This is a genomic window from Streptomyces sp. NPDC101194 (assembly GCF_044767885.1).
Classification (GTDB): Bacteria; Actinomycetota; Actinomycetes; order Streptomycetales; family Streptomycetaceae; genus Streptomyces.
The window spans coordinates 41037-61650 of record NZ_JBIWOS010000005.1; the positions used below are offsets into that span (position 1 = coordinate 41037).

22 protein-coding genes and 1 pseudogene are annotated in these 20614 nt (G+C 69.9%); 13 read left to right on the forward strand and 10 right to left on the reverse strand.

What is annotated here, in order from left to right; translation table 11 throughout:
• Positions 1-10: 10 nt before the first annotated feature.
• Positions 11-165: pseudogene (locus ACIRP2_RS20115) on the reverse strand (IS982 family transposase); the annotation flags it as partial.
• 95 nt (positions 166-260) lie between these two features.
• Here ACIRP2_RS20115 and ACIRP2_RS20120 point away from each other — a divergent pair.
• A complete protein-coding gene (locus ACIRP2_RS20120) occupies positions 261-548 on the forward strand; it encodes a hypothetical protein (protein WP_404252044.1) in 288 nt (95 codons plus the stop codon).
• A 257-nt stretch (positions 549-805) separates the two neighbouring features.
• On the opposite strand, the gene ACIRP2_RS20125 is transcribed toward ACIRP2_RS20120, so the two are convergent.
• The 3 genes from ACIRP2_RS20125 to ACIRP2_RS20135 form a co-directional block, all read right to left on the reverse strand.
• The gene (locus ACIRP2_RS20125; RefSeq protein ID WP_404252046.1) at positions 806-1867 is read right to left on the reverse strand and encodes an RNA ligase family protein; all 1062 of its coding nucleotides are present in this window, start codon (positions 1865-1867) and stop codon (positions 806-808) included.
• A gap of 94 nt (positions 1868-1961) precedes the next feature.
• Positions 1962-2411, reverse strand: a complete 450-nt coding sequence (locus ACIRP2_RS20130) for a hypothetical protein (RefSeq protein WP_404252048.1) — start codon at positions 2409-2411, stop codon at positions 1962-1964.
• Between the two features lie 20 nt (positions 2412-2431).
• Positions 2432-3391, reverse strand: a complete 960-nt coding sequence (locus ACIRP2_RS20135) for an alpha/beta hydrolase (RefSeq protein WP_404252050.1) — start codon at positions 3389-3391, stop codon at positions 2432-2434.
• A 105-nt stretch (positions 3392-3496) separates the two neighbouring features.
• On the opposite strand from ACIRP2_RS20135, the gene ACIRP2_RS20140 reads away from it, so the two are divergent.
• Entirely contained in the window at positions 3497-4135 is a 639-nt protein-coding gene (locus ACIRP2_RS20140; protein WP_404252052.1) for a TetR/AcrR family transcriptional regulator C-terminal domain-containing protein, read from the forward strand.
• Positions 4136-4630: 495 nt separating this feature from the next.
• Here the strand turns inward: ACIRP2_RS20140 and ACIRP2_RS20145 are convergent, their stop codons facing one another.
• On the reverse strand, positions 4631-5521 hold the full coding sequence (locus tag ACIRP2_RS20145) for a helix-turn-helix transcriptional regulator (protein WP_404252054.1): 891 nt from the start codon (positions 5519-5521) through the stop codon (positions 4631-4633).
• Positions 5522-5774: 253 nt separating this feature from the next.
• On the opposite strand from ACIRP2_RS20145, the gene ACIRP2_RS20150 reads away from it, so the two are divergent.
• The 3 genes from ACIRP2_RS20150 to ACIRP2_RS20160 all read left to right on the forward strand — a co-directional run bounded on the left by ACIRP2_RS20150 (position 5775) and on the right by ACIRP2_RS20160 (position 9122).
• The gene (locus ACIRP2_RS20150) at positions 5775-6791 is read left to right on the forward strand and encodes a zinc-dependent alcohol dehydrogenase family protein (protein WP_404252056.1); all 1017 of its coding nucleotides are present in this window, start codon (positions 5775-5777) and stop codon (positions 6789-6791) included.
• A gap of 207 nt (positions 6792-6998) precedes the next feature.
• Entirely contained in the window at positions 6999-7457 is a 459-nt protein-coding gene (locus ACIRP2_RS20155; RefSeq protein WP_404252058.1) for a cupin domain-containing protein, read from the forward strand.
• A 192-nt stretch (positions 7458-7649) separates the two neighbouring features.
• The gene (locus ACIRP2_RS20160) at positions 7650-9122 is read left to right on the forward strand and encodes a hypothetical protein (protein WP_404252060.1); all 1473 of its coding nucleotides are present in this window, start codon (positions 7650-7652) and stop codon (positions 9120-9122) included.
• Between the two features lie 51 nt (positions 9123-9173).
• Here the strand turns inward: ACIRP2_RS20160 and ACIRP2_RS20165 are convergent, their stop codons facing one another.
• Together ACIRP2_RS20165 and ACIRP2_RS20170 are read right to left on the reverse strand one after the other, a co-directional pair.
• Positions 9174-9836 (reverse strand): response regulator, encoded by a 663-nt coding sequence (locus ACIRP2_RS20165; RefSeq protein WP_404252062.1) that lies wholly within the window; start codon positions 9834-9836, stop codon positions 9174-9176.
• Positions 9833-10948 carry a sensor histidine kinase gene (locus ACIRP2_RS20170; RefSeq protein WP_404252064.1) on the reverse strand — a complete coding sequence of 372 codons (1116 nt, stop codon included), beginning with the start codon at positions 10946-10948 and terminating at the stop codon, positions 9833-9835. Before ACIRP2_RS20170 ends, ACIRP2_RS20165 begins: the two co-directional genes overlap by 4 nt.
• Positions 10949-11167: 219 nt before the next feature.
• Between ACIRP2_RS20170 and ACIRP2_RS20175 the strand changes: the two genes are divergently transcribed.
• Positions 11168-11572: a DUF6223 family protein gene (locus ACIRP2_RS20175; protein WP_404252066.1), complete on the forward strand. Its 405-nt coding sequence runs from the start codon at positions 11168-11170 to the stop codon at positions 11570-11572.
• 803 nt (positions 11573-12375) lie between these two features.
• On the opposite strand, the gene ACIRP2_RS20180 is transcribed toward ACIRP2_RS20175, so the two are convergent.
• Positions 12376-12705, reverse strand: coding sequence for a branched-chain amino acid transporter permease (locus tag ACIRP2_RS20180; RefSeq protein ID WP_404252068.1), 330 nt, complete (start codon positions 12703-12705; stop codon positions 12376-12378).
• Positions 12698-13354, reverse strand: a complete 657-nt coding sequence (locus tag ACIRP2_RS20185) for an AzlC family ABC transporter permease (protein ID WP_404252070.1) — start codon at positions 13352-13354, stop codon at positions 12698-12700. Before ACIRP2_RS20185 ends, ACIRP2_RS20180 begins: the two co-directional genes overlap by 8 nt.
• 209 nt (positions 13355-13563) lie before the next feature.
• On the opposite strand from ACIRP2_RS20185, the gene ACIRP2_RS20190 reads away from it, so the two are divergent.
• The gene (locus ACIRP2_RS20190) at positions 13564-13980 is read left to right on the forward strand and encodes an Lrp/AsnC family transcriptional regulator (protein WP_404252873.1); all 417 of its coding nucleotides are present in this window, start codon (positions 13564-13566) and stop codon (positions 13978-13980) included.
• Between the two features lie 427 nt (positions 13981-14407).
• On the opposite strand, the gene ACIRP2_RS20195 is transcribed toward ACIRP2_RS20190, so the two are convergent.
• Positions 14408-14875, reverse strand: coding sequence for a MarR family winged helix-turn-helix transcriptional regulator (locus ACIRP2_RS20195; protein WP_404252072.1), 468 nt, complete (start codon positions 14873-14875; stop codon positions 14408-14410).
• A 168-nt stretch (positions 14876-15043) separates the two neighbouring features.
• Here ACIRP2_RS20195 and ACIRP2_RS20200 point away from each other — a divergent pair, with 168 nt between their 5' ends.
• The 6 genes from ACIRP2_RS20200 (at position 15044) to ACIRP2_RS20225 (ending at position 20348) form a co-directional block, all read left to right on the forward strand.
• The gene (locus ACIRP2_RS20200) at positions 15044-16285 is read left to right on the forward strand and encodes an MFS transporter (RefSeq protein WP_404252074.1); all 1242 of its coding nucleotides are present in this window, start codon (positions 15044-15046) and stop codon (positions 16283-16285) included.
• A gap of 58 nt (positions 16286-16343) precedes the next feature.
• Positions 16344-16760 carry a heme-binding protein gene (locus tag ACIRP2_RS20205; RefSeq protein WP_404252076.1) on the forward strand — a complete coding sequence of 139 codons (417 nt, stop codon included), beginning with the start codon at positions 16344-16346 and terminating at the stop codon, positions 16758-16760.
• Positions 16761-16853: 93 nt separating this feature from the next.
• Complete coding sequence (locus ACIRP2_RS20210) at positions 16854-17678, forward strand: aldo/keto reductase (RefSeq protein ID WP_404252078.1); 825 nt, start codon at positions 16854-16856, stop codon at positions 17676-17678.
• Between the two features lie 97 nt (positions 17679-17775).
• Positions 17776-18570, forward strand: coding sequence for an SDR family NAD(P)-dependent oxidoreductase (locus tag ACIRP2_RS20215; RefSeq protein WP_404252080.1), 795 nt, complete (start codon positions 17776-17778; stop codon positions 18568-18570).
• Between the two features lie 287 nt (positions 18571-18857).
• A complete protein-coding gene (locus ACIRP2_RS20220) occupies positions 18858-19871 on the forward strand; it encodes an aldo/keto reductase (protein WP_404252082.1) in 1014 nt (337 codons plus the stop codon).
• A gap of 54 nt (positions 19872-19925) precedes the next feature.
• Positions 19926-20348 (forward strand): SRPBCC family protein, encoded by a 423-nt coding sequence (locus tag ACIRP2_RS20225; protein ID WP_404252084.1) that lies wholly within the window; start codon positions 19926-19928, stop codon positions 20346-20348.
• The last annotated feature ends 266 nt before the right edge of the window (positions 20349-20614 follow it).

The window sequence follows — 20614 nt, forward strand, 5'->3', positions numbered from 1 at the left end:
TCCAAGGGGTTCAGTGGCCGTAGGCGGTCAGGACTGGCTGGTCGGTGTGGTCGTTGTGCCAGATCGCGGCGGTGAGAGCGAGGGTGCGTTGCAGGACGCGGACGGCCACTGGTCGGAAGTGCGGCTGCGGTGCCGCTCGAGGTCGAGTTGCCCCTTGCGTCGCTGGGCGGAGGGCCGACCTCGTGTGACCCGGAAGGTTGCGAACGGGCCATGCGGGTCTCGGCCTTGCCAAGTCCACGGAGCCCAGTGATGCTGAGCCGATGCCAGGGCAGCGGAAGAGAAGACGTCAGCGGCAGGATGAGGCGCGGGGGGCTGCTTCTCGCTTCGCGCGCGAGGCGGGCCGCTGGGAAGTGCTCTTCGAGACGCAGGACGAGGCGGCATGGCGCGCTCACATCCACCGTCTCCGGGCGTCGGACGCGCAGATCGACTGGACGGCGGCGCGGATGGACACGTTCTGTGGGCGCCTGATCCAGCCGACCACCTACCGGCTGAGTCTCTTCGTGCCGAACCCCGCGCCCGAACCGGGCCGGAACCCCTCCGGCAACTGATCTCGTGGCTGGTGGCGGTGAGCAAACGAATTCGGCATGAGGCGAATGGAGCGCCTGCTGCCGCAGACGACGGGCGTGCCGGGCGCCGTGACCGGATCGCCGGCCACAGAAGGCGCGGCGTCCGGGCGGTGGCATCCGGAACTTCTGCGGGCACCGGTGCCTGGCGCTTGCGGACCTCGCCCACTGCCTCCCCGACTACGACATCGTCATCGCGCAGCCCCCGCCGCGTCGTTCACCGAGGCGACCGATCGCTGTCGTCACCGTGCGCCCTCTCCGCTCGTCCGGGAGGGACGACGGTCCTCGGCATCGAACACCGCCAGGGAGCGCGCCCCAGGCAGAAGCGCTCGTTCCAACGGGCGCACGAGTGTGTCCTCCAGGCCCCCCAGCGCTTCGGCGAGCTCTTCCGAGACATCCCGGGTGATCTCCTCCGCCACAGCATCCATCGGAGTGCGGGGGCCCATCTTGCTGACCACGGCGGCCGCGCGAGCGGGCGTGAGGAGTGCCGAAGCCTGGGCCAGGAGCCAGGCGGGAACTCCGGCCGCTCCCTGCGGCGGTGGCAGATAGGGACGCGCGCCGTCGAACCGCTCGTCCTCGGCGAAAGCCTTCTGCTTCACCTTGACCACAGGACGCATGCCCGCGCCCTCGGAACCCGCCTCCGTCCATTCGCCGGCCGGCTTGAGGACGTACCCTTCGGCGAGGTTGCCCGCGAGTTCAGGAAGCCCGAAAAGGGCCGGGACTCCTGTGGGGAAGGCGGACGGCAACTCCTGGAGCTTGTTCAGCGCGCCGTGCCCGACAGCGGGAGGGCACAGGAGCCCCGCCGCCGCCGCCGCTCCACGCAGAGCACGGTCAGAGATCCAACAACGTCCCTCAGTCTTCTCGACCGATGCGTCGAACGGCAGCCAGTGCAGGCCCGGCGCGTACCACACGCCCGTCTGCACCGGCTCGACCCCGGCGACGGCAGGAACATCCGGGTGCGGGTAGCACCCGCCGGCCAGCTCACCGTAGATCGTCACCACCTCAGCGCCACCCCGCACACTGCGCAGTGCCGAGGCGAATCGGGCCGCGGCCACCGACAGCACCGGCCAGACCCTGCTCACGCCGAAGAAGCCATCCAGCGCATCGTCGCCCAACAACTCACGCCGCTTTGCCGGATGAACCCCCGAGCCGTCGCACACCACCGCAAAGTGTGCTCCGTGCACCTTTTCCACCGCGACCCACTCCCGGACCCCGGACACGCCGACCCGTCCCTTGGCAGAGATCTTGGGATACGGCCGTAGCGAGGAACCCGCAGACGCAGCGTCGGACATGAGGAGAATCATCGCCGTCCGCCGAGCCCCGGGCAACCAAGAATCACCGTGACCGACGCGGAGGGCCAGCACACGCAGGGCGGCCCATCACGCGCGGGGTCCGTCGTCACGCCAGTCGCGGTCGTCTCCACAGCAGCGTGATCGCCAGTAGGGCCGCCAGGCAGGGAGCCATCCCGGCCCAACCCAGCGCCGGCGGCAGGCCGGTGGCGCCGGAGGTGTCCTTGGTGAGCAGCCCGGTCAACCCGACACTTGTGCCGAGCACGAACATCACGGTCGCGGCAGGACGAGCCCACCGCTTGCCCGTCCTGACCGCCCGGATCGTCCAGAGCCAGGCGATGACGCCGAGCGCTCCGATCACGGACAGGAGGACCAGGTACGTGGAGACAGCCGAGTCGACTCGCGCCTGGGTGTACGTGGGATAGCCGGCCCGGATGTGCTCGGCGAGCAGATGGGTGGTGGCACGGTCGACATACGGAACGGTCGTCGCGACGACGGTGAGCCCGAGGCCCGTGTACATCGCTCCGACGGCCATTCGCTCGTGACGTGTCTTCCTCATTGGAGTGCTCTCCTTGCTGGTCACGCGGTGAGGGTGGCTCGGAGGAATTGGAGGATCTCGGTCCGCGCGGCCCGGGCCTGCGGATCCACGCCCGGCATGGTGAGGAACGCGTGTCCCGATCCGGGGTATTCGGTGAGCCGCGTGGGTGTCCCGGCCGCCCGCAGCCGTTCGGCGTAGCGTCGGCCGTGATCGGCGACAGGGTCGTGGGTCGGCACCACGACGAGCGCCGGAGCCAGTTCGCCGAGGTTGTCGGCGTAGAGAGGTGAGAGCGCACGGGGGTCGGTTCCCGGTGGAACGGAGAGTCGCTGGAAAAGTCGCAGTTGGGGCACGGTGAGGGTCTTATGGGCGTGTTCGGTGACCGAGGCGTGGTCGAGCATCGTGCCGGTGACATCGACAGCGGGGTTGACCAGCACCTGCCCCTGGAGATGCAGGCCGGTCCGCTTGGCCCGGATCGCTGCCAGGGCGCTGATCAACGCGCCGCAGCTCTCGCCGAAGACGGCGATCCTCGCCGGGGCGATGCCCCACCGCGCGGCGTGCCGCACCACGTGCTGGAGCACGTCCCATCCGTCGTCGACGGCCGCTGACAGCGGAGTTCCCGGGTCGAGGAGGCGGTGCTCGACCGAGACGACGACCGCGGGCAGTCGGGCGGCGAGGTGACTGTTGGTCCAGTCGCACTGCACCGCCGTGCCCACGAAGCTGCCTCCGTGCACATGGAGCACGAGGGGCAGCTCCGCCGGGTCGGCGCCTTCGCCGTCGTCCCCGGGGGCCGGCCGGTACACCCGAACCGGAAGTTCGCGCCCGGGCAGCGCAACCTCCTGCCAGCGGATCGTGGCGCCGGGATCCGGTTCCCCGATGATCGCCCGCGCTGCCCGTGATGCCCGAAAGCGGTTCTCCGCGTCGCGGTAGGCGACCAGTTCCTCGGCCGTCATCGCCGGCCAGTCCGGCTCCGGCGGCCGCTCCGTGACAGTGACCTCATCCATATCTCCTCCTCGGCCGGATGACGGTTTGAAACCTACGACGTAGGTTTGCGTTCAGCACGGTAATTTCTACGGTGTAGGTTTGGCAAGGAGGAGAAAGGAGCGGACATGGCCAGACGCGCTCGGGGAACCTCAGCGGGACTCGACCACGCACGCATTGCCGCCGCCGCTGTCGCACTGGTCGATCGCGACGGCCTGGAGCACTTCGGGGTACGCCGACTCGCGCAGGAGCTCGGGGTAGACCCGATGTCGATCTACCATCACATCAAGGGCAAGGCGGCCCTGCTGGACGCGATGTCCGAAGCAGTGCTCGCCGAGGTGGCGGCCACTGTGGACGACAGCGCGTCCCACGGCTGGGAGGACATCGCCCGCCGGACTGCGCACAGCTACCGCGAGATGGCTTACCGGCACCCCCGTGTGTTCCCGCTGCTCGTGACGCGCGCGCAGACCTCGCCGGTTGCCGTCTCCGCCCTGGAGAGGCTGGTCGCCGCGATGAGTGAGGCCGGTCTGCCCCACCAGGTGGTCGCGGACGCGCCCATGGTGCTGTTCAGTTTCCTCAACGGACACCTGCTCGCACGCACGAGCGGCGGGCCCGACGGACCCAGCGCCGTGCCCGCGTTCGATCCCGCCTCGTACCCGGCCATGGCCGCCCTCACCCCCCTCATGGCCGACTTCGGATCCCTGACGGAGTTCGACCGGATGCTCGACACCGTGCTCGGCGGGATCAAGAACCGGACTGCCCGCTGAGGGCTGTCCCGTAATCCCCTGCCGGTGCCCACGGCAGGGGCTCGGTAGGCGTACCGACGGCGTGGAGTGGCACACGAGACTCCGACCCGCGGCAGCGCCCGCCACTGGTCGCTGATGCGTCCGGCGTTTTCGGCGGCGTAGTCGAGGCTGAAGCCGCTGGCATCGGCGTCCCGGCTCCCGGCGGCCGACTGAAGCCCGGAAGGCCGCCGAAGACCAAGGGCTGTCCCGCAATCCCTGGTGGATCAGCGCGCGGCGTCGGATGCGGTGCATCGCAAGGCGGAGGGACGTCCGGGTGCGGTTCGAGCGGCCGTCCCGCGTGGGAGCCGGGGAACAGTCACAGGCGCTCGTACCCGGCATCAGGGGCGCGGTCCTGTCGGCGGCGTACCAGGGGCACGGACGAAGTCCACGTACGCGTCACAGGTCGCCGGATCCCGGCCCGCCGGGACCGGAGCCGGGTGTGCGGCGGCGAAGCGGCTCGGTTCACGTCAGCCGTGGTCAGCTGATGGTGAACGGTTCAGTGGCGGCGTCGGTTTCTTGTGTGGCGGCCCAGGAGGCGAGGAGGCGCAGCCCCTCCTCGGACGGGGAGCCGGGTTCGGCGGTGTAGATGGTGAGGGTGAGCCCGGGTTCGGCGGCCATGTCCAGGCCCTCGTAGGCGAGGGTGAGTTCGCCGACAGTCGGGTGATGGAAGCGTTTGGTGCCGGTGCCGTGGTGGCGGACGTCGTGGGCGCCCCAACGGGAGCGGAACTCGTCGCTGCGGGTGGACAGTTCACCGACGAGGTCGTGCAGATCCCTGTCGTGGGGGTTGCGGCCGGCTTCGGTGCGCAGGATGGCGACGGCGACGTCGGCGAAGGTGTCCCAGTCGGGGTAGAAGCAGCGGGAGGCGGGGTCGAGGAAGTTGAAGCGGGCGAGGTTCGCCTGATTTCCGGGGGTTGCGTAGACGTCGGTGTAAAAGGCGCGTGCGAGCCGGTTCGCGGCGAGGATGTCCATGCGGGCGTTGCGGACGAACGCGGGCCCGGTGGTGATGGCGTCCAGGGTCCATTGCAGGCTGCGGTGCGGCCTCCACTGCCGGGTGCTGCGGCGCCGGGGGCGGGTGAGGGCGTCGGAGCCGTCCGCGGCCTGGGCCAGGTTCAGCAGGTGGGCACGTTCGGCGTCGTCGAGCTGAAGGGCGCGGGCGACGGCTTCGAGGACGGACGGTGAGACACCGGCGAGACTGCCGCGTTCGAGCTTGGCGTAGTACTCCACGCTCATGTCGGCGAGCGCGGCGACCTCGCTCCTGCGCAGGCCGGGCACACGTCGCCGACTGCCGGACGGCAGCCCTGCCTGCTCCGGGGTGATCTTTGCGCGCCGCGAGGTGAGGAACTCGCGGACCTCTTCTCGATTGTCCACACCTCGACGGTACGTCCCGCACGCGGGCCGAGGGATGTACTGCCGGTACACCCCTTGACGGTGACTCGCTGCGCACGCGAGGAGCCGGTTCCCTGGAAGACGTGGCGCTCGTCCTCCGGCCGTGCAGGCGGCCGGTCCGGTGAGGCGCCCGGACCCGGCACGGGCGGCTCGCCGCCCGAGCCCCGTCCGCACCTGCACCCGGCGCCGCCAGTTCCCGCTGCCGGCGCACACCTCAGTACGTAAGGAACCCCTCATGCGCGGAGCAGTGATCCACGCCCCCGGCGATGTCCGGTTCGAGACCCTGGACGACCCGAAGATCCTCCACCCGACCGACGCGATCATCCGCACGGCCGTCACCTGTGTGTGCGGCTCGGACCTGTGGCCGTACCGCGGCCTGGAACCGACCGGCGATCCGCATCCGATGGGGCACGAGTACGTCGGCTTCGTCGAGGAGGTCGGCAGTGCGGTCACCTCGGTCCAGCCGGGCCAGTTCGTCGTCGGCTCGTTCGCCACCTCGGACAACACCTGTGCCAACTGCCGCAACGGCTTCCAGTCCAACTGCCTGCATCGCGAGTTCATGAGCACCTGCCAGGCCGACTACGTCCGCATCCCCAACGCCCAGGGCACCCTGGTCGCCACCGACGAGAACCCCGACGAGCGGTTCTGGCCCGGCCTGCTGGCCGTCTCCGACGTCATGGGCACGGGCTGGTGGGCCGCCGACGCCGCGGAAGTCGAGCCGGGCTCTACCGTCGTGGTGGTCGGCGACGGCGCTGTCGGGCTGTGCGCGATCATCGCAGCCAACGAAATGGGCGCCGAGCGGATCATCGCGATGAGCCGCCACGAACCCCGGCAGAAGCTCGCCCTGGAGTTCGGCGCCACCGACATCGTCACCGAGCGTGGCGACGAAGGAGTCGCCCGGGTCAAGGACCTCACCGGCGGCATCGGCGCCGACAGTGTGCTGGAGTGCGTCGGCACCGCCCAGGCCATGCAGCAGGCCGTGCGAGCAGCACGCCCCGGAGGCAACGTCGGCTTCGTCGGCGTCCCCCACGAGGTCGCCGTCGACGGGCAGGAACTGTTCTTCTCCCACGTCGGCCTGCGCGGCGGCCCCGCCCCCGTGCGACGCTACCTGCCCGACCTGATCGGCCGGGTACTGACCGGCCGGATCGACCCGGGCAAGGTCTTCGACCTCACCCTGCCCCTGGAGCAGGTCGCCGACGGCTACCAGGCGATGGACGAGCGCCGCGCCATCAAAACCCTCCTCACTCCCTGACCCCACCCGCGGCCGGGCATGCAGTGCCCGGCCCCTGCCCCGTCAAGGACTCATCATGACCGCGTTCGCACTGGTCGGCGCAGGCCCCGCCACCGATCTGTGCGCCCCTCCGGACTTCTCGGTCAACGGCCCGGTGACCTGCGTGAACGCGGTCCTGCCGGGCGTGCGGGTCCTGGGTCGCGACACGCCGCTGAAGGAAAGATCGCCATGGAACACGTCACCGAAACCCCCACCGTCAAGGCCCCGGCCGAACGCTTCACCGGCGACGTCTGCCTCAACCCGATCGAGTCGCCCACCGAACCGGCCCGCCTCGCTTCCGCCCTGGTCCGCTTCACGCCCGGAGCCCGCACCAACTGGCACTCCCACGCCAACGGCCAGACCCTCTACATCACCGACGGCACCGGCCTGGTCGGCACCCGTGACGGCGACGTCGTACGTGTCTCGGCCGGTCAGACCGTCAAGTGCCCCGCCGGTGAGGAGCACTGGCACGGAGCCACCGACGTCAACCTCATGGCCCACATCGCCATGGTCGTCGGCGCCGGAGACGGAGACGGCACGACCTGGCTCGAACCCGTCACCGACGAGCAATACGCCAACGCCCTGAACATCACGGGCCGTTCCCCAGCTGCACCTGACCCCGCCGCGGGAGGAGCCGTGCAGGATTGAGCATCCGGACAACGAGGCGGGTCCGGGCACTCGATCGCGCGCGACCCTGCACGAAGCACGGCTCATGAGGCTCCGCACGAGCGCCGAAGTGAACGAAGCCGGTGCTCTGCATCGGGCTTCCCGAACCGCAGGGGGCCGACGGCGCATGACAGACTCGGCGGTCAGCTCACCCAGGCAGAAGGGTCGTACGCAATGTCGGACGCGCCATCGTCCCCGGTCCACCTCCACAAGGTGATGGAGGGACTGGCGATGAACCCCGTTCTGCCGCGTGAGTTCGTGCGCCGCCTCTTCGCCTACCGCAAGGGCCTCGGCGGGGTTGCCAAGCGCCCGGACCTCGGCGATGACATGATCACTGAGATCATCGCCGTCGACGATCACTGGCTCACGCACTCGCTCGCCCTCAACCGCAGCCTCCCTCATGTCTTCCGGATGCAACTCGCCGAGCACCCCGACCCGTCGATTCGCGCGGCCGTCGTGGTCGGCGCGGGCGCCGCACCGCGCGAGCTGTACGAGCGGCTGACCGGCGACGCCGACCCTCAAGTGCGCGAATACCTGGCGCAGAGCGATCACGTGCCCACGGATCTACGCGCCCGGCTGGCGGCCGACCCGGACCCGAAGATCCGGGCGGCCCTTGCCCAATGGTGGACGCAGGCCCCGGAGTCGGTGCGTCGGCTCCTGCTGACCGACCCGGAAGAGACCGTGCGCGCAGGAGCCTGCGCCACCTACTTCCGACGGCTTCCCCACCCCGTCCCGCCCGCCGACCTGCTCCCCGCGCTGCTGGCCGACCCGGTCACGCGCGCCGGAGCGGTACGCCACTGCACACTGGATACGGCCACCGCCGAGCGGCTGGCCGACGACCCGGACGACGAGGTACGCACGGAACTCGCCCAGCACCCCGACCTCCCGCCGCCGCTGCGCGACACTCTTGCCGAGGACCCCAGCCCGCAGGTCACCCTCCGTGTCTTCGCCCGCCAGGACACTCCTGAGCCGACCCGTGCCGCGATCCACGCGCGGATCCTGCCGGAGGTGCCCCCGCTGGACTGGCTCGCCGATCACCGGACCATGGACGATCACGCGCTCGAGCGGGAAATCATGCACGACATTGCCCGGGCGCAGCTTCGGGCGCTGCGCCTGCCGTGGGTGACCGCTGACCCCTTGCCGTACACCGACTCGCCTTACGCCTGCTTCCGCGCTTCGGCAGCGATGTCCGGCTCCCTCCCGGCGCCGGTCGTGGCCCGGCTGCTCGACGACGAGGAAAGCAGCGTCCGCACGACGATGGCCCTGCACGCCCGTGACAGGATCGATCCCGCCACCGCCGAACGCATCGACCGCAGCCACCGCCCGGACAAAACGACGCGCTGGCGTCCGGCCGACGACCTCCCCCTCCCCGTGGACACCCTGCGGCGCCTGGCCACCGATCCCGACCCCAGGATGCGCCGGTTGGCTCCACGCGACCTCGACCTGCCGATGGAGCTCGTCCGTCGCCTTGCCGCCGATCCCGATCACACCGTGCGCCGCGCCATCGCGCCCCACCCCAGGCTTCCGGCCCACGACCTGACGCGGCTGTTGGCCGATCCATCGGAATCGGTCGCGACCGCCGCAGCCGGCAGTCCCAACCTGTCGCCCGAACACATTCACCGGCTCCTCGCCCTGGCAAGCCTGTGACACGAGCCTGCGTGCCTCGAAAGGATCACGCCTGCCCCCGGACCGTGGATGTCAGGGGTTGCGCGGGGCTACCAGGCCGGATTCGTAGGCGAGGACTACGAGCTGGGCGCGGTCACGTGCGTGGAGCTTGGCCATGGCCCGGTTGACATGGGTTTTTGCGGTCATTGGGCTGATCACCATACGGTCGGCGATCTGGTCATTGGACAGGCCCCGCGCGACCAGGACCACGGCCTCGCGTTCGCGGTGGGTCAGCTCTTCCAGTCCCGTGTCGGTGCCGGTGTGGAGCGGCTGGGCGACGTGCCGGTTGATGAGCCTGCGGGTGATCGAGGGTGCGAGCAGGGCGTCACCGCGCGCGGCGACGCGTACGGCGTGCAGGAAGTCCTGCGGCACGATGTCCTTGACGAGGAACCCGGCGGCACCGGCGCGCAGCGCGTTGAAGACGTATTCGTCCAAGCCGTAGTTGGTCAGGATGACGACGTGCACCCCGGCCAGCGTCGGGTCCGCCGCGATGCGCCGGGTTGCCTCGATGCCGTCGACGACCGGCATCCGGATGTCGACGAGGGCAACGTCGGGCAGGTGTTCCCTGGCCAGAACCAGGCCCTCTTGCCCGTCGGCGGCCTCGGCCACCACCTCGATGTCGTCTTCGAGATCGAGGAGGGCGCGGAATCCGCTGCGGATCAGTGGCTGGTCGTCGACCAGCAGGACACGGATCATGACGACTGGTCGACGGGGAGTTCGGCCTGGACGGTGAAGCCGCCCTCGCCACGGGGTTCGGCGCGCAGTCGGCCGCCGAGGGCCGTGACTCGTTCACGCATGCCGAGCAGTCCGACGCCGGGCGTCGGTGCGGTGTCCTGCGTCGCCTTGCCGTCGTCATCGATGCGTATCGCGAGGGCATCGGACCGGTGGTCGATTCGGACCGACGCCGTGGTGGCATCCCCGTGACGCGCGATGTTGGTGAGCGACTCCTGAACGATCCGGTAGACGGTCCGCTCCACCGCGGCCGGCACAACGTGTCGCTGTCCCTCGACCGTCAGAGTTGTGTCCAGACCGAACGTACGGGCCTTTTCGACGAGTTCCGCGACGTGGTCGAGTCCGCGCGGCGGGCTCGCATCGTCGTCGCGCAGCGCCTCCAGGGTCGCGCGCAACTCCCGGCTCGCCTCACGGCCGGCCTCCTGGATCGCCAGCAGGGGCTCCGGCACCTCCTCACCCCGCTTGCGGGCCACGTGCACGGCAACTTCGGCCTGCACCTTGATGACGGAGATCTGGTGGGTGAGCGAATCGTGCAACTCCCGTGCGATGCGCAGTCGTTCCTCGTCGGCGCGGCGCCGAGCGGTCTCCTCCAGGGTGTGCTCGGCCTCGTCCGCCCGCCGCTCGGCCTGCCGCAGCGCTTCACCCGCAGCGCCGGCCGCGATCAGCCAGGCCAGTTCGAGGGCGCCTCGGGCCTGGGCGAACGCCTCGCCCGTGTCGTGCAGGCCCGACGCCAGTGCCGCGAGGGGCAGAGCTGCCAACATGGTCACGCTCGCCCCCACCGTGGCAGTACGGTGTCCCGCTCGTACGGCCGCGTAGACCGCGAACAGGTACGCGACGGCAGGCACGTCGAACCCGGCGGCCTGATATCCCACCGCGCACAGCCCGGTGACGGTCAGTACGGTTACCGGAGATCGGCGGCGAGCGGCCAACGCCAGCCCACCAGCCATCAGTAGCGCGTACCCGAGCAGGTCGACCATCGTGGCGGAGTGCTGCCCGGACAAGCCGGTGACCAGCAGCGTCGCCGCTACACCGATGGCGATCGCCCAGTCTCCGAGACCGATCCATTCCCTGCCCATGCGCGCACCTTAGCCGGGTGTCCGCGCAGGCGACTCCTGCGCGCGGATGATCGGCCGACTACCGCACGCGCGGTACCCGTGTGACTCCTGCAGCATCCGTGGCAGCCGGATGCGGCATCGGCGGCAGCGCGAATTGCCTGCGCCCGCCGGACGACGAGCGGTGGGTCCGGCGCACATGATCAGGCGACGTTCGAGTCACAGGAGGAGAAGGAGTACTTCATGTCAGTCCAATTCATGCTTGCCGCACCCACAACCGCACCCGTCTCGGCGCAGTCGGCCGCTGTCGATGCCTACAGCCTGACCGCCGGGCGACTCGTGGGCACCACGGCCGCGCTGGTGGCGCTGGCCGGCGTGGTCATCGGCGGACTGGCTCTGGCCCGCTCCGCCGACCGTATCGGCACCGTCAACAGGCGAAGCAGGCCGATCGTGGCCCTCGTGGCGGGGTTGACCGGCATGGTCATCGGCGCGGTGAATCTGGCCGTCGCAGACGGCGGCCCCGGCACCGGCAACGGAGTGGTCGGTGGCGCCCTGGCCCTGCTGTTGGGGCTGATCGCCGCGGTGCTCGGTCGGCTGGCTCTGGCCCGCTCCCGCCGCACCACCGCACCGGGCAACGGGCTGACCTGAGCGAACACGGCGGCCGCACCCATACCCGGCTCGTCCTGCCCGTCCGCCGGCCACCGACCTCCGCCGGCCCCGGGAGGAACCGACCCCGTCGAACAAGCTCGTCCGGCGAGGGTTCGGAATCCTCCGCGCGAAAACACCGTCGACGGCGCGTGCGTCGAAACCCTCCGGCCCGGCAGACGGCCCCCGTGCGCTATGGTTGATCTTGCCAGTTCGCCACAACTCACGGCGGCTGAGGCTGCGTTGGTGGTCCAAGGAAAGACGCCCCGCTTCCTGCGGGGAAATGCAGGTGCAAGGCCTGCCCGGCGCTCGCTCACGAGGCCCTTCTCCTCACGGGGAGAAGGGCCTCGTCACGTTCCCGCGCGCCCTGGAGGGCGACTTGGCCGCCGTCCGGCGCCGGCCAGGAGGCTCCGCGCCCGGTCGTACGCGGCCGGCTTAATCGACTTCGGGTTCGCCACCACTGCGCGCGCACTGGCAACCATGCGGGCGCTCTTGGTACCGATCGTGGTGGGGGCGGGGCGACAGTCACTGCGGCGGCTTTGCCCCTCACCGCCGCAGCGAGCCCGGTCCGGACGACGAGGTGCCTGCGATGTCTCCTGCACGACGAAGACTCCGGTTGTTGCCGGAGGGATCCTGCCCACACGAGCAATGGGCTCTTGGCGTCGACGGTCCGGCAACGCCTTCGAACCACGCGGCCGAACGCAACGACGCCCAGCACCCATGCGCACGAACGCGGTGACGACAACCCCGTTTGATGCGGTCGTCGTCGAGGGCGTCGGCCCGCGTCACGGCGTGGGAGGAGCGTGTCAGCCTGCGAAGAGAGTGCTGGCCAGGGCCACACTGACGACGGTGCCGCCGACGATGCTCAGCAGGGCGTTGCGACGCCACAAGTGCAGCCCGACGGTGACGGTCAGAGCGGCCAGGGGCGCGGCGGCGCGGGACTCGGCCAGCGGAAGATCGCGCAGGCAGTAGACGAAGAGGATCACCATCACACCGGCCGGCATTCGGGCGCCGAGGTACTGCACGGTCCTGCTGGCCCGCAGCGAGGCCAGAACGGTGAAGGGCAAGGCCCGCAGGGCCCAGGTGACGAAGGCCGAGACGGCGACGGCCAGGAGCAGGTAGCGGGTGTCAGGCACGAGACGCCCCCTCACCGGTTCTCCCGCCGGTGGTGAATTGTCGGGCCAGAAGAGCGGCGGTGAACAGGACGAAGGCGGCCAGCAGCATCTGGCCGGGGAAGAGCAGGCGGGCAGCCAGGGCGCTGAGCAGCGCGAGAACAGGCGTGGGCAGGTCACCACGCCGTTCCCGGACGGCATCGAGGGCCAGCACGGCGAACAGGGCTGTCATCGCGAAGTCCAGGCCGGTGACGCTGTTGGGTACCACCGAGCCGAGCAGGGCGCCGGCGGTGGCGCCGCCGACCCAGTACAGCTGCATGAACACCTGCAGCCACACGATGCGCGCGCCGGACCAGGACCGGGCCTGTTCGCCGGTGGTCAGTGCGTACGCCTCATCGGTCAGGGCGAAGGTGCTGTAGGCCCTGGCGAGACGCCCCCGCACGCGGTCGAGGGGGAAGGACAGTGCGTAGAACACGTGCCGGACATTGACCAGGAAGGCGGTCAGCGCGACCGTCGCCAGAGGCGTGACCGCCAGGGCGAGGTTCACGAGGAGAAACTCGAACGAGCCGGCGTAGACGACGGCGGTGAACAGGCTCGCGCACCACCAGGGCAGACCGGCATGGGTGATGAGCACCCCGAAGGCGAGGCCGAGCGGCAGCAGGCCCAACCCCACAGAGGCGGAGTCCTTCAGGGCCGCCGGAGCCTCCGACCGGCGTCGGGGCGCGGAGGCGAGGGCAGGACGAGGAGGGTCGCTCGCAGCGACCGAAGGCATGCGCATGCTGAAATTTTAGTAGGATTGTCGACACATATGGTTTCCAATCATTCCCATATTCTGAGCCTGTGAGCAATGAACTCCACCTCGATGCAGTCGACAGAGAAATTTTGTTTCATCTCCGTCAGGACGGGAGGTTGACCAACGTCGAACTGGCCAAACGAGTCGGACTGACCCCGCCGCCGTGTCTGCGCCGCCTCAAGCGCCTGGAGGAGGCCGGCGTCATCACCGGCTACCGCGCCGTCATCAGCCCGGAAGCTGTCGGCCGGGGCCTGGAAGTCATGATCGACATCGAGGTCTACGCCAACGACCTGAAGACCATCGAATCGCTGGAGGAGACGCTGGCCTCGTACGAGGAGGTCATCGAGTTCCGCCGGATGTTCGGCCGTCCCGACTACTTCCTCCGCGTCGCCGTCGCCGATCACGCCGCCTACAACGTGTTCCTCACCGGCAAGCTCACCGGCCTCCCCGGGATCCTGCGTGTCGAATCCCACCTGACCATGAAGAAGATCAAGACCGACGACTGACCGTCACCGGCGGGGCTTCGAGGCTTCCAGAGTTGCGTTGTCGCAGGCCGGCGTCCTGCGCCCCGGTGGAGAGGGGCGTCTGCGGCATCGGCCGGAGGTCGGCATGGGCACCGGTCGGGCCTGCCGTCACTTGCGCAGCCGCGGGGCCCGGCTCGGGCGCCCGCCGACGGCAGGACAGCCGCGATCGCCGCCACGGGATGCGCGATGCAGACCGCCATCACCGGCGCCAACAGGATGCCGGCCACAGTGCCGCCCGACAGCGCGCCGACGGCCGCGCACGGAACGGTCTCGGCATCCACGGGACCCCTCGCGTTCGCCGCGACGCCGATCACCGGCATCCTCCTCGACCCGCCCGTCACCGGTTTCCTGCTCCACGGCGCCGCACCGTCTCCGCCGGACGCGAACCGGCCGTTCACGCGGCGGCAGGTCACACCGGCTGGACACTGCCTTGCAGTTGCTGGACGGCGTGGACCAGGGGCGCGAGCACGGGCTCGGCGGCTGCCTGGTCGAGGGCCTCGCGCAGGGCGGTGTTGTGGGTGGGACGGGCCTCCTCCAGCAGGCGCAGGCCGTCGTCGGTGACGTCGGTGTAGATGCCGCGGCGGTCGGTGGGGCACAGGTAGCGCGAGAGCAGCCCGCGGTTCTCAAGCCGGGTCACCAGCCGCGTGGTGGCGCTCTGACTGAGGACGACGGAGTCGGCGACCTGCCGCATCTGCAGGTGTCCGCCCTCTCCGTCGTGCTGGCGGCTCAGCACGTCCAGCAGCGAGTACTCGCGTGCACTCAACCGGTGTTCGGCCTGAAGCGCACGTTCGACTCTGTTCTCGATCCGCCCATGCAGCAGCGAGAGCGCCGACCAGTTGTGCGCCAGTGCGGTCATCGCCGGGTCGGTGGCGGTCATGAGCAGCTCCCTCGGTCGGGTCGTACGAGCGGGAGGCGCAGGCGGGGACCTGCCCCATATCACGGACCTCACTATACCCGCGCTTGCCATTAGCCTTCGTATGCAACTATTGTTGATGCACGTAAGACGCTCACGCAACTTCACTCTGTAGGTCAAAGGACCCTCGTCATGCCACTCGCACTGCTGGCCCTGGCCATAGGGGCCTTCGGAATCGGCACCACGGAATTCGTGATCATGGGGCTGCTGCCCCAGGTCGGCGCGGACCTCGGCGTGTCCGTGCCGACGGCCGGCTTCCTGGTCACCGGCTACGCCCTCGGCGTCATGATCGGCGCGCCGATCATGACCGTCCTCGGCACAAGGATCTCTCGCAAGAACATGCTCATGCTGCTCATGGGACTGTTCATCGTCGGCAACCTCATCTCCGCCGTCGCACCTGTCTTCGCCGTCATGCTGATCGGCCGAGTGGTGGCCTCACTGGCCCACGGCGCCTTCTTCGGAATCGGCTCCGTCGTCGCCGCCGAACTGGTGGCACCGGAGAAGAAGGCCGGCGCCATCTCCATGATGTTCACCGGCCTGACCGTGGCCAACGTCGTCGGTGTGCCCCTGGGCACGTTCGTGGGCCAGAGCGCCGGGTGGCGCGTGACCTTCCTGCTCGTCGCCGCCCTCGGCGTTCTCGGCCTGGTCGGCGTCGCCAAGCTCGTACCCGACGTACCCAGGCCGGATGGAGTACAACTGCGACACGAGGTCGCCGCCTTCAAGAACGTCCAGGTCGTTTTGGCCATGGCCATGACGGTTCTCGGTTTCGGCGGCGTGTTCGCCGCGATCACCTACATCGCACCGATGATGACCGAGGTAGGAGGCTTCGCGGAATCCTCCGTCACCTGGCTGATGGTGGCTTTCGGGCTGGGCATGGTGGCAGGCAACCTCATCGGTGGCCGTTTCGCGGACCGCAAGCTCATGCCCATGCTCTACACCGCCCTGGGCGGCCTGGCACTGGTCCTGCTGCTCTTCACCTTCCTGGCCTCCGGCAAGGCCACGTCCGTCGTGGCCATCTTCCTCATCGGTGCTCTCGGCTTCGCCACCGTCCCGCCGCTGCAGAAGCGCGTCCTCGACCATGCCCACGGCGCGCCGACGCTGGCCTCCGCGGCCAACATCGGCGCCTTCAACCTGGGCAACGCCCTGTCCGCCTGGCTCGGCGGCCTGGTGATCTCCTCCGGCCTCGGCTACACGGCACCCAACGCCGTCGGGGCCATCCTGGCCGCCGCCGCCCTGGTGCTGGCCGTCATCTCGCACCGGCTCGAACTGCGGCCCAACCGCACCACTGCGGCTTCCACTCCGGCGAACCTCGACCTCGCCGAGGCCTCCGACCACGGTGCGACTTCCGCCGCGACGGGAGCTGTCCGCTCCTGATCCCCCGTACCCGCGCCGCACCGGCAGGCCCTCCCCCACCGACACAAGGAAATCTCCCATGCGCACCACCACCGCGGCCCCGCTGACAGCCACCGACGCAGAGACCCTCGTCCTCGCCGCTCGCCGCGCTGCCGACGCAGCCGATGTCCCCGTCAGCATCACCGTCCTGGACGCCGGCGGAAACCTGCTGGCCTTCCGCCGCGACGAGCGCGCCGTCCTCGTCTCCGGCGAAACCAGCACGGCCAAGGCCTACACCGCCCTGCAACTGAACGCGCCGACGACCGACCTGGTCGACCTCGTCAAGCCGGACGGCCCCTTCCACTCCCTGGCCACCGCGCTGAACAAGCCCCTGCTGTTCATCGCCGGCGGTGTGCCGATCCATCGCGACGGACAGCTCATCGGGGCCCTCGGCCTCGGCGGTGGCGCCCCCGAGCAGGACCACACCTTCGCCCGGACCGCCCTCCAGGCTCTCTGACCGAACTCGACCGGCGGGGCGGCGATGGTCGGCGCCTGCTGACCACGCCCTGCTCCGCTCTCCTTCACAGCAGAACCGAAGAAAGGACACCTGATGACTTCCGTACCGAACGTGACGCTCAACAACGGTGTGACCATGCCGCAGTTGGGATTCGGCGTCTTCCAGGTCCCCGACGAGGAGACCACCGTCGCGGTCGCCGGCGCCCTGGAGGCCGGCTACCGCAGCATCGACACCGCCGCGATCTACGGCAACGAGCGCGGTGTCGGCAGGGCCATCGCCGCCTCCGGCCTCCCCCGCGAGGAGCTGTTCGTCACGACCAAGCTGTGGAACGAGGACCAGGGGCACGACCGGACCCTGGCGGCGTTCGACGCCTCCCTGCACAAGCTCGGCCTCGACCACGTCGACCTCTACCTCATCCACTGGCCCACCCCGGCCCGCGACCTGTACGTGGAGACCTACAAGGCGCTGGAGCGGATCCTCGCCGACGGGCGTGCCCGCGCCATCGGCGTCTCGAATTTCCAGATCCCCCACCTGCGGCGCCTCCTGGAGCACACCGGCATCACCCCGGCGGTCAACCAGGTGGAGCTGCACCCCGGTCTCCAGCAGACCGCGCTGCGCGCCTTCCACGCCGAGCACGGCATCGCCACCGAGGCCTGGAGTCCCCTCGCCCAGGGCGCGGTACTCGGGGACGACGCGATCGTGGGAGTCGCCGAGGCGTATGGCGTAAGCCCCGCGCAAGTCGTGCTGCGCTGGCACCTGCAGACCGGCAACATCGTGATCCCCAAATCCGTCACCCCCGACCGCATCCGGCAGAACCTCGACGTCTTCGGCTTCGAGCTCACCGACGCCGACATGGCAGCCCTCGCGGGCCTCGACCGGGGTCTGCGCACCGGCCCGGACCCCGACACCTTCAACTGATCCCGAACGTCCCGGAGCGCCCGTCCACGTCGGACGGGCGCTCCGGGACGCCGACATCGCCTCAGCAGCTCCACAGCCTCGACGAGGGGAACGCATCATGCAGATCGATCTCTCCGGCCGCACTGCTCTGGTCACCGGCTCCACCCAGGGCATCGGCCACGCCATCGCCGTCGGCCTCGCCCGCGCGGGAGCCCGCGTCGTCGTCAACGGCCGTGACGAGGAGCACGTCGCGGGAGCCGTCCGCACGGCACGCACCGACTCCGGCAGCGACGATGTCACCGGCGCCGTGGGCGACCTGGCGACGGAGCAGGGGGCCGCCGCTGTACTGAAGGCCGTGCCCACGGTCGACATCCTCGTCAACAACCTCGGCATCTTCGGCGCCTCCCCTCCGCTGGAGATCGACGACGCCGAGTGGCGCCGCTACTTCGAAGTCAACGTCCTGTCCGCCGTGCGGCTCATCCGCGCCTTTCTGCCCGGCATGAAGGAACGGGGTTGGGGGCGGGTCCTCAACCTCGCCAGCGACTCGGCCGTGGCCACCCCCGCCGAGATGATCCACTACGGCATGACGAAGACCGCACTGCTCGCCGTGGGCCGCGGGTTCGCCAAGGACGCCGCCGGAACCGGCGTCACCGTCAACTCCGTCATCGCCGGGCCGACCCACACCGGCGGCGTCGAAGGATTCGTCCGCGAGCTCGTCGGCGACGCGTTGCCCTGGGACGAGGCGCAGCACGAGTTCATGGTCAAGTACCGCCCCCAGTCACTGATTCAGCGCCTCATCAAGCCCGAGGAGATCGCGAACATGGTCGTCTACCTCGCCTCGCCCCATGCCTCCGCCACCACCGGTGGCGCCGTGCGCGTCGACGGCGGCTACGTCGACTCCATCCTGCCCTGAGCCCGGCACCGACCACGGCGCTCCCGCGCCACCCGGCACCACCAGCTCCCGAAGATGTGGCCCGGGTCTTCCTCCGCGGAGGAAGACCCGGGCCACAGGACCTTCCACCGTTCCCGCAGACCGAGGACGCCCCCGAAACAACCCGCACACGCACTTAAAACGCCCATGCATTAAAGAGCGCTTGCATTAGTCGGCGTCTGCAAGTATCGTCGTACGCAAGCAAGCTGCGAAAGGGCGTACGGGGAGGCGCCGAGCGGCCCACCACCACACACGAGAGGGAGCTCCTGATGAGCCTCACCGATCTGCTGCCCGGCCCGCTGGGCTTCGGTACCGCCCCCATGGGCAACATGTTCCGCGCCATCCCCGAGGACGAGGCACAGGCCACCCTGCAGGCCGCCTGGGACCAGGGCATCCGCTACTACGACACGGCCCCGTTCTACGGCGCGGGCCTGGCCGAGATCCGGCTCGGCCGGATGCTGTCCCAGCAGTCGCGGGAGTCCTACGTCCTGTCCACGAAGGTCGGCCGTGTCATCGCCGACGAGGTGGAGGACCCCGCCGCCCGCGACCTGGGCGAGAAGGGCGGCCTCTTCGAGCACGGCCGCCCCAACAAGATGACCGACGACTACAGCGCCGACGCCACCAAGCGCTCCATCGAGGACAGCCTCCGTCGGCTGAACACCGACCGGCTGGACATCGTCTGGGTCCACGACATCGCCCAGGACTTCCACGGCGACCGCTGGCTCGCCCAGTTCGAAACGGCCCGCACCGGCGCCTTCCGTGTCCTCGACGACCTGCGCGACCAGGGCGTGATCAAGGCCTGGGGCCTGGGCGTCAACCGGGTGGAGCCCGTCGAACTCACCCTCGCCCTGGACGAACCGCGCCCCGACGCGTTCCTCCTGGCCGGCCGCTACACCCTGCTGGACCACCGGCGGGCGCTGCAGCGACTGCTGCCCGCGGCACAGGAGCAGGGCGTCGACATGGTCGTCGGCGGCCCCTACAGCTCGGGCGTCCTGGTCGGTGGCACCCATTTCGAGTACCAGCCGGCTCCGGCCCACATCCTGGAAACCGTCCGGCGCATCCGGGTGCTGGCCGAGCGGCACGGCGTGTCCGTCAAGGCCGCCGCACTGCAGTTCGCCCTCGCACACCCGGTCGCCGTGGCCGCGATCCCCGGCGCCACCCGCCCGTCCCGCATCGCCGAGGACCTCGACGCCCTGCGCGAGGAGATCCCCGTCGCCTTCTGGCACGACCTGCGCGAGACCGGCCTGCTCGACCCGGCCGCCCCGCTCCCGGCCGGTGCCTGACCCACCCCCACCACCCCCGGCAGGACCACACCCCCACGCACGAAGGACCCCACCATGGCATCCACTTCAGTCAGCCGCGTCGTCCATGCCTCCCCCGATGAGGTCTGGAACCTGATCGGCGGCTTCCACTCCCTGCCCGACTGGCTGCCCTACATCCCGCAGAGCGTCTCCGAGCAGGGCGGCCGCGCACGCCGGCTGGCCAACGCCGACGGAGAGGTGATCATCGAACAGCTGACGGCCTACGATCTGCAGGAGCGCGCCTACAGCTACGCCATCCTGCAGGCGCCCTTCCCCGTCACCGGCTACCTCTCCACCCTCCGCGTCCACACCATGCCCGGCAGGCCGGAGGCCGCCGAAGTCCAGTGGAGCGGACGCTTCGTCCCCGTGGGCGTGAGCGACCAGGAGGCAGAGGCCCTCTTCACCGGCATCTATCAGGACGGCCTCGACGCCCTGGTCACCGCGATCGAGACGCGATGACCAGCACCTCGTAGGAGGCATCCCGGCAGAGACGGATCGCATCCGATGCCCCGAGACTCCGGCGTGCCACCGGACGGCGCAGGCAGGCTTCTCCACTCCGCCTGACCGTCCGGGGCGCACGGGGCGGCAGGCGTGCTCCGATGTCCATCGGTCGACTTCCGGACCTTCTGGACGACCACCGCGACAGCCCCTCTCGGTCGAAGCACGCCCGCGTTGCCGCCGCAGCAAACGGCAACAGCGCTGTTGCACGCAACGAGTGGGCTCAT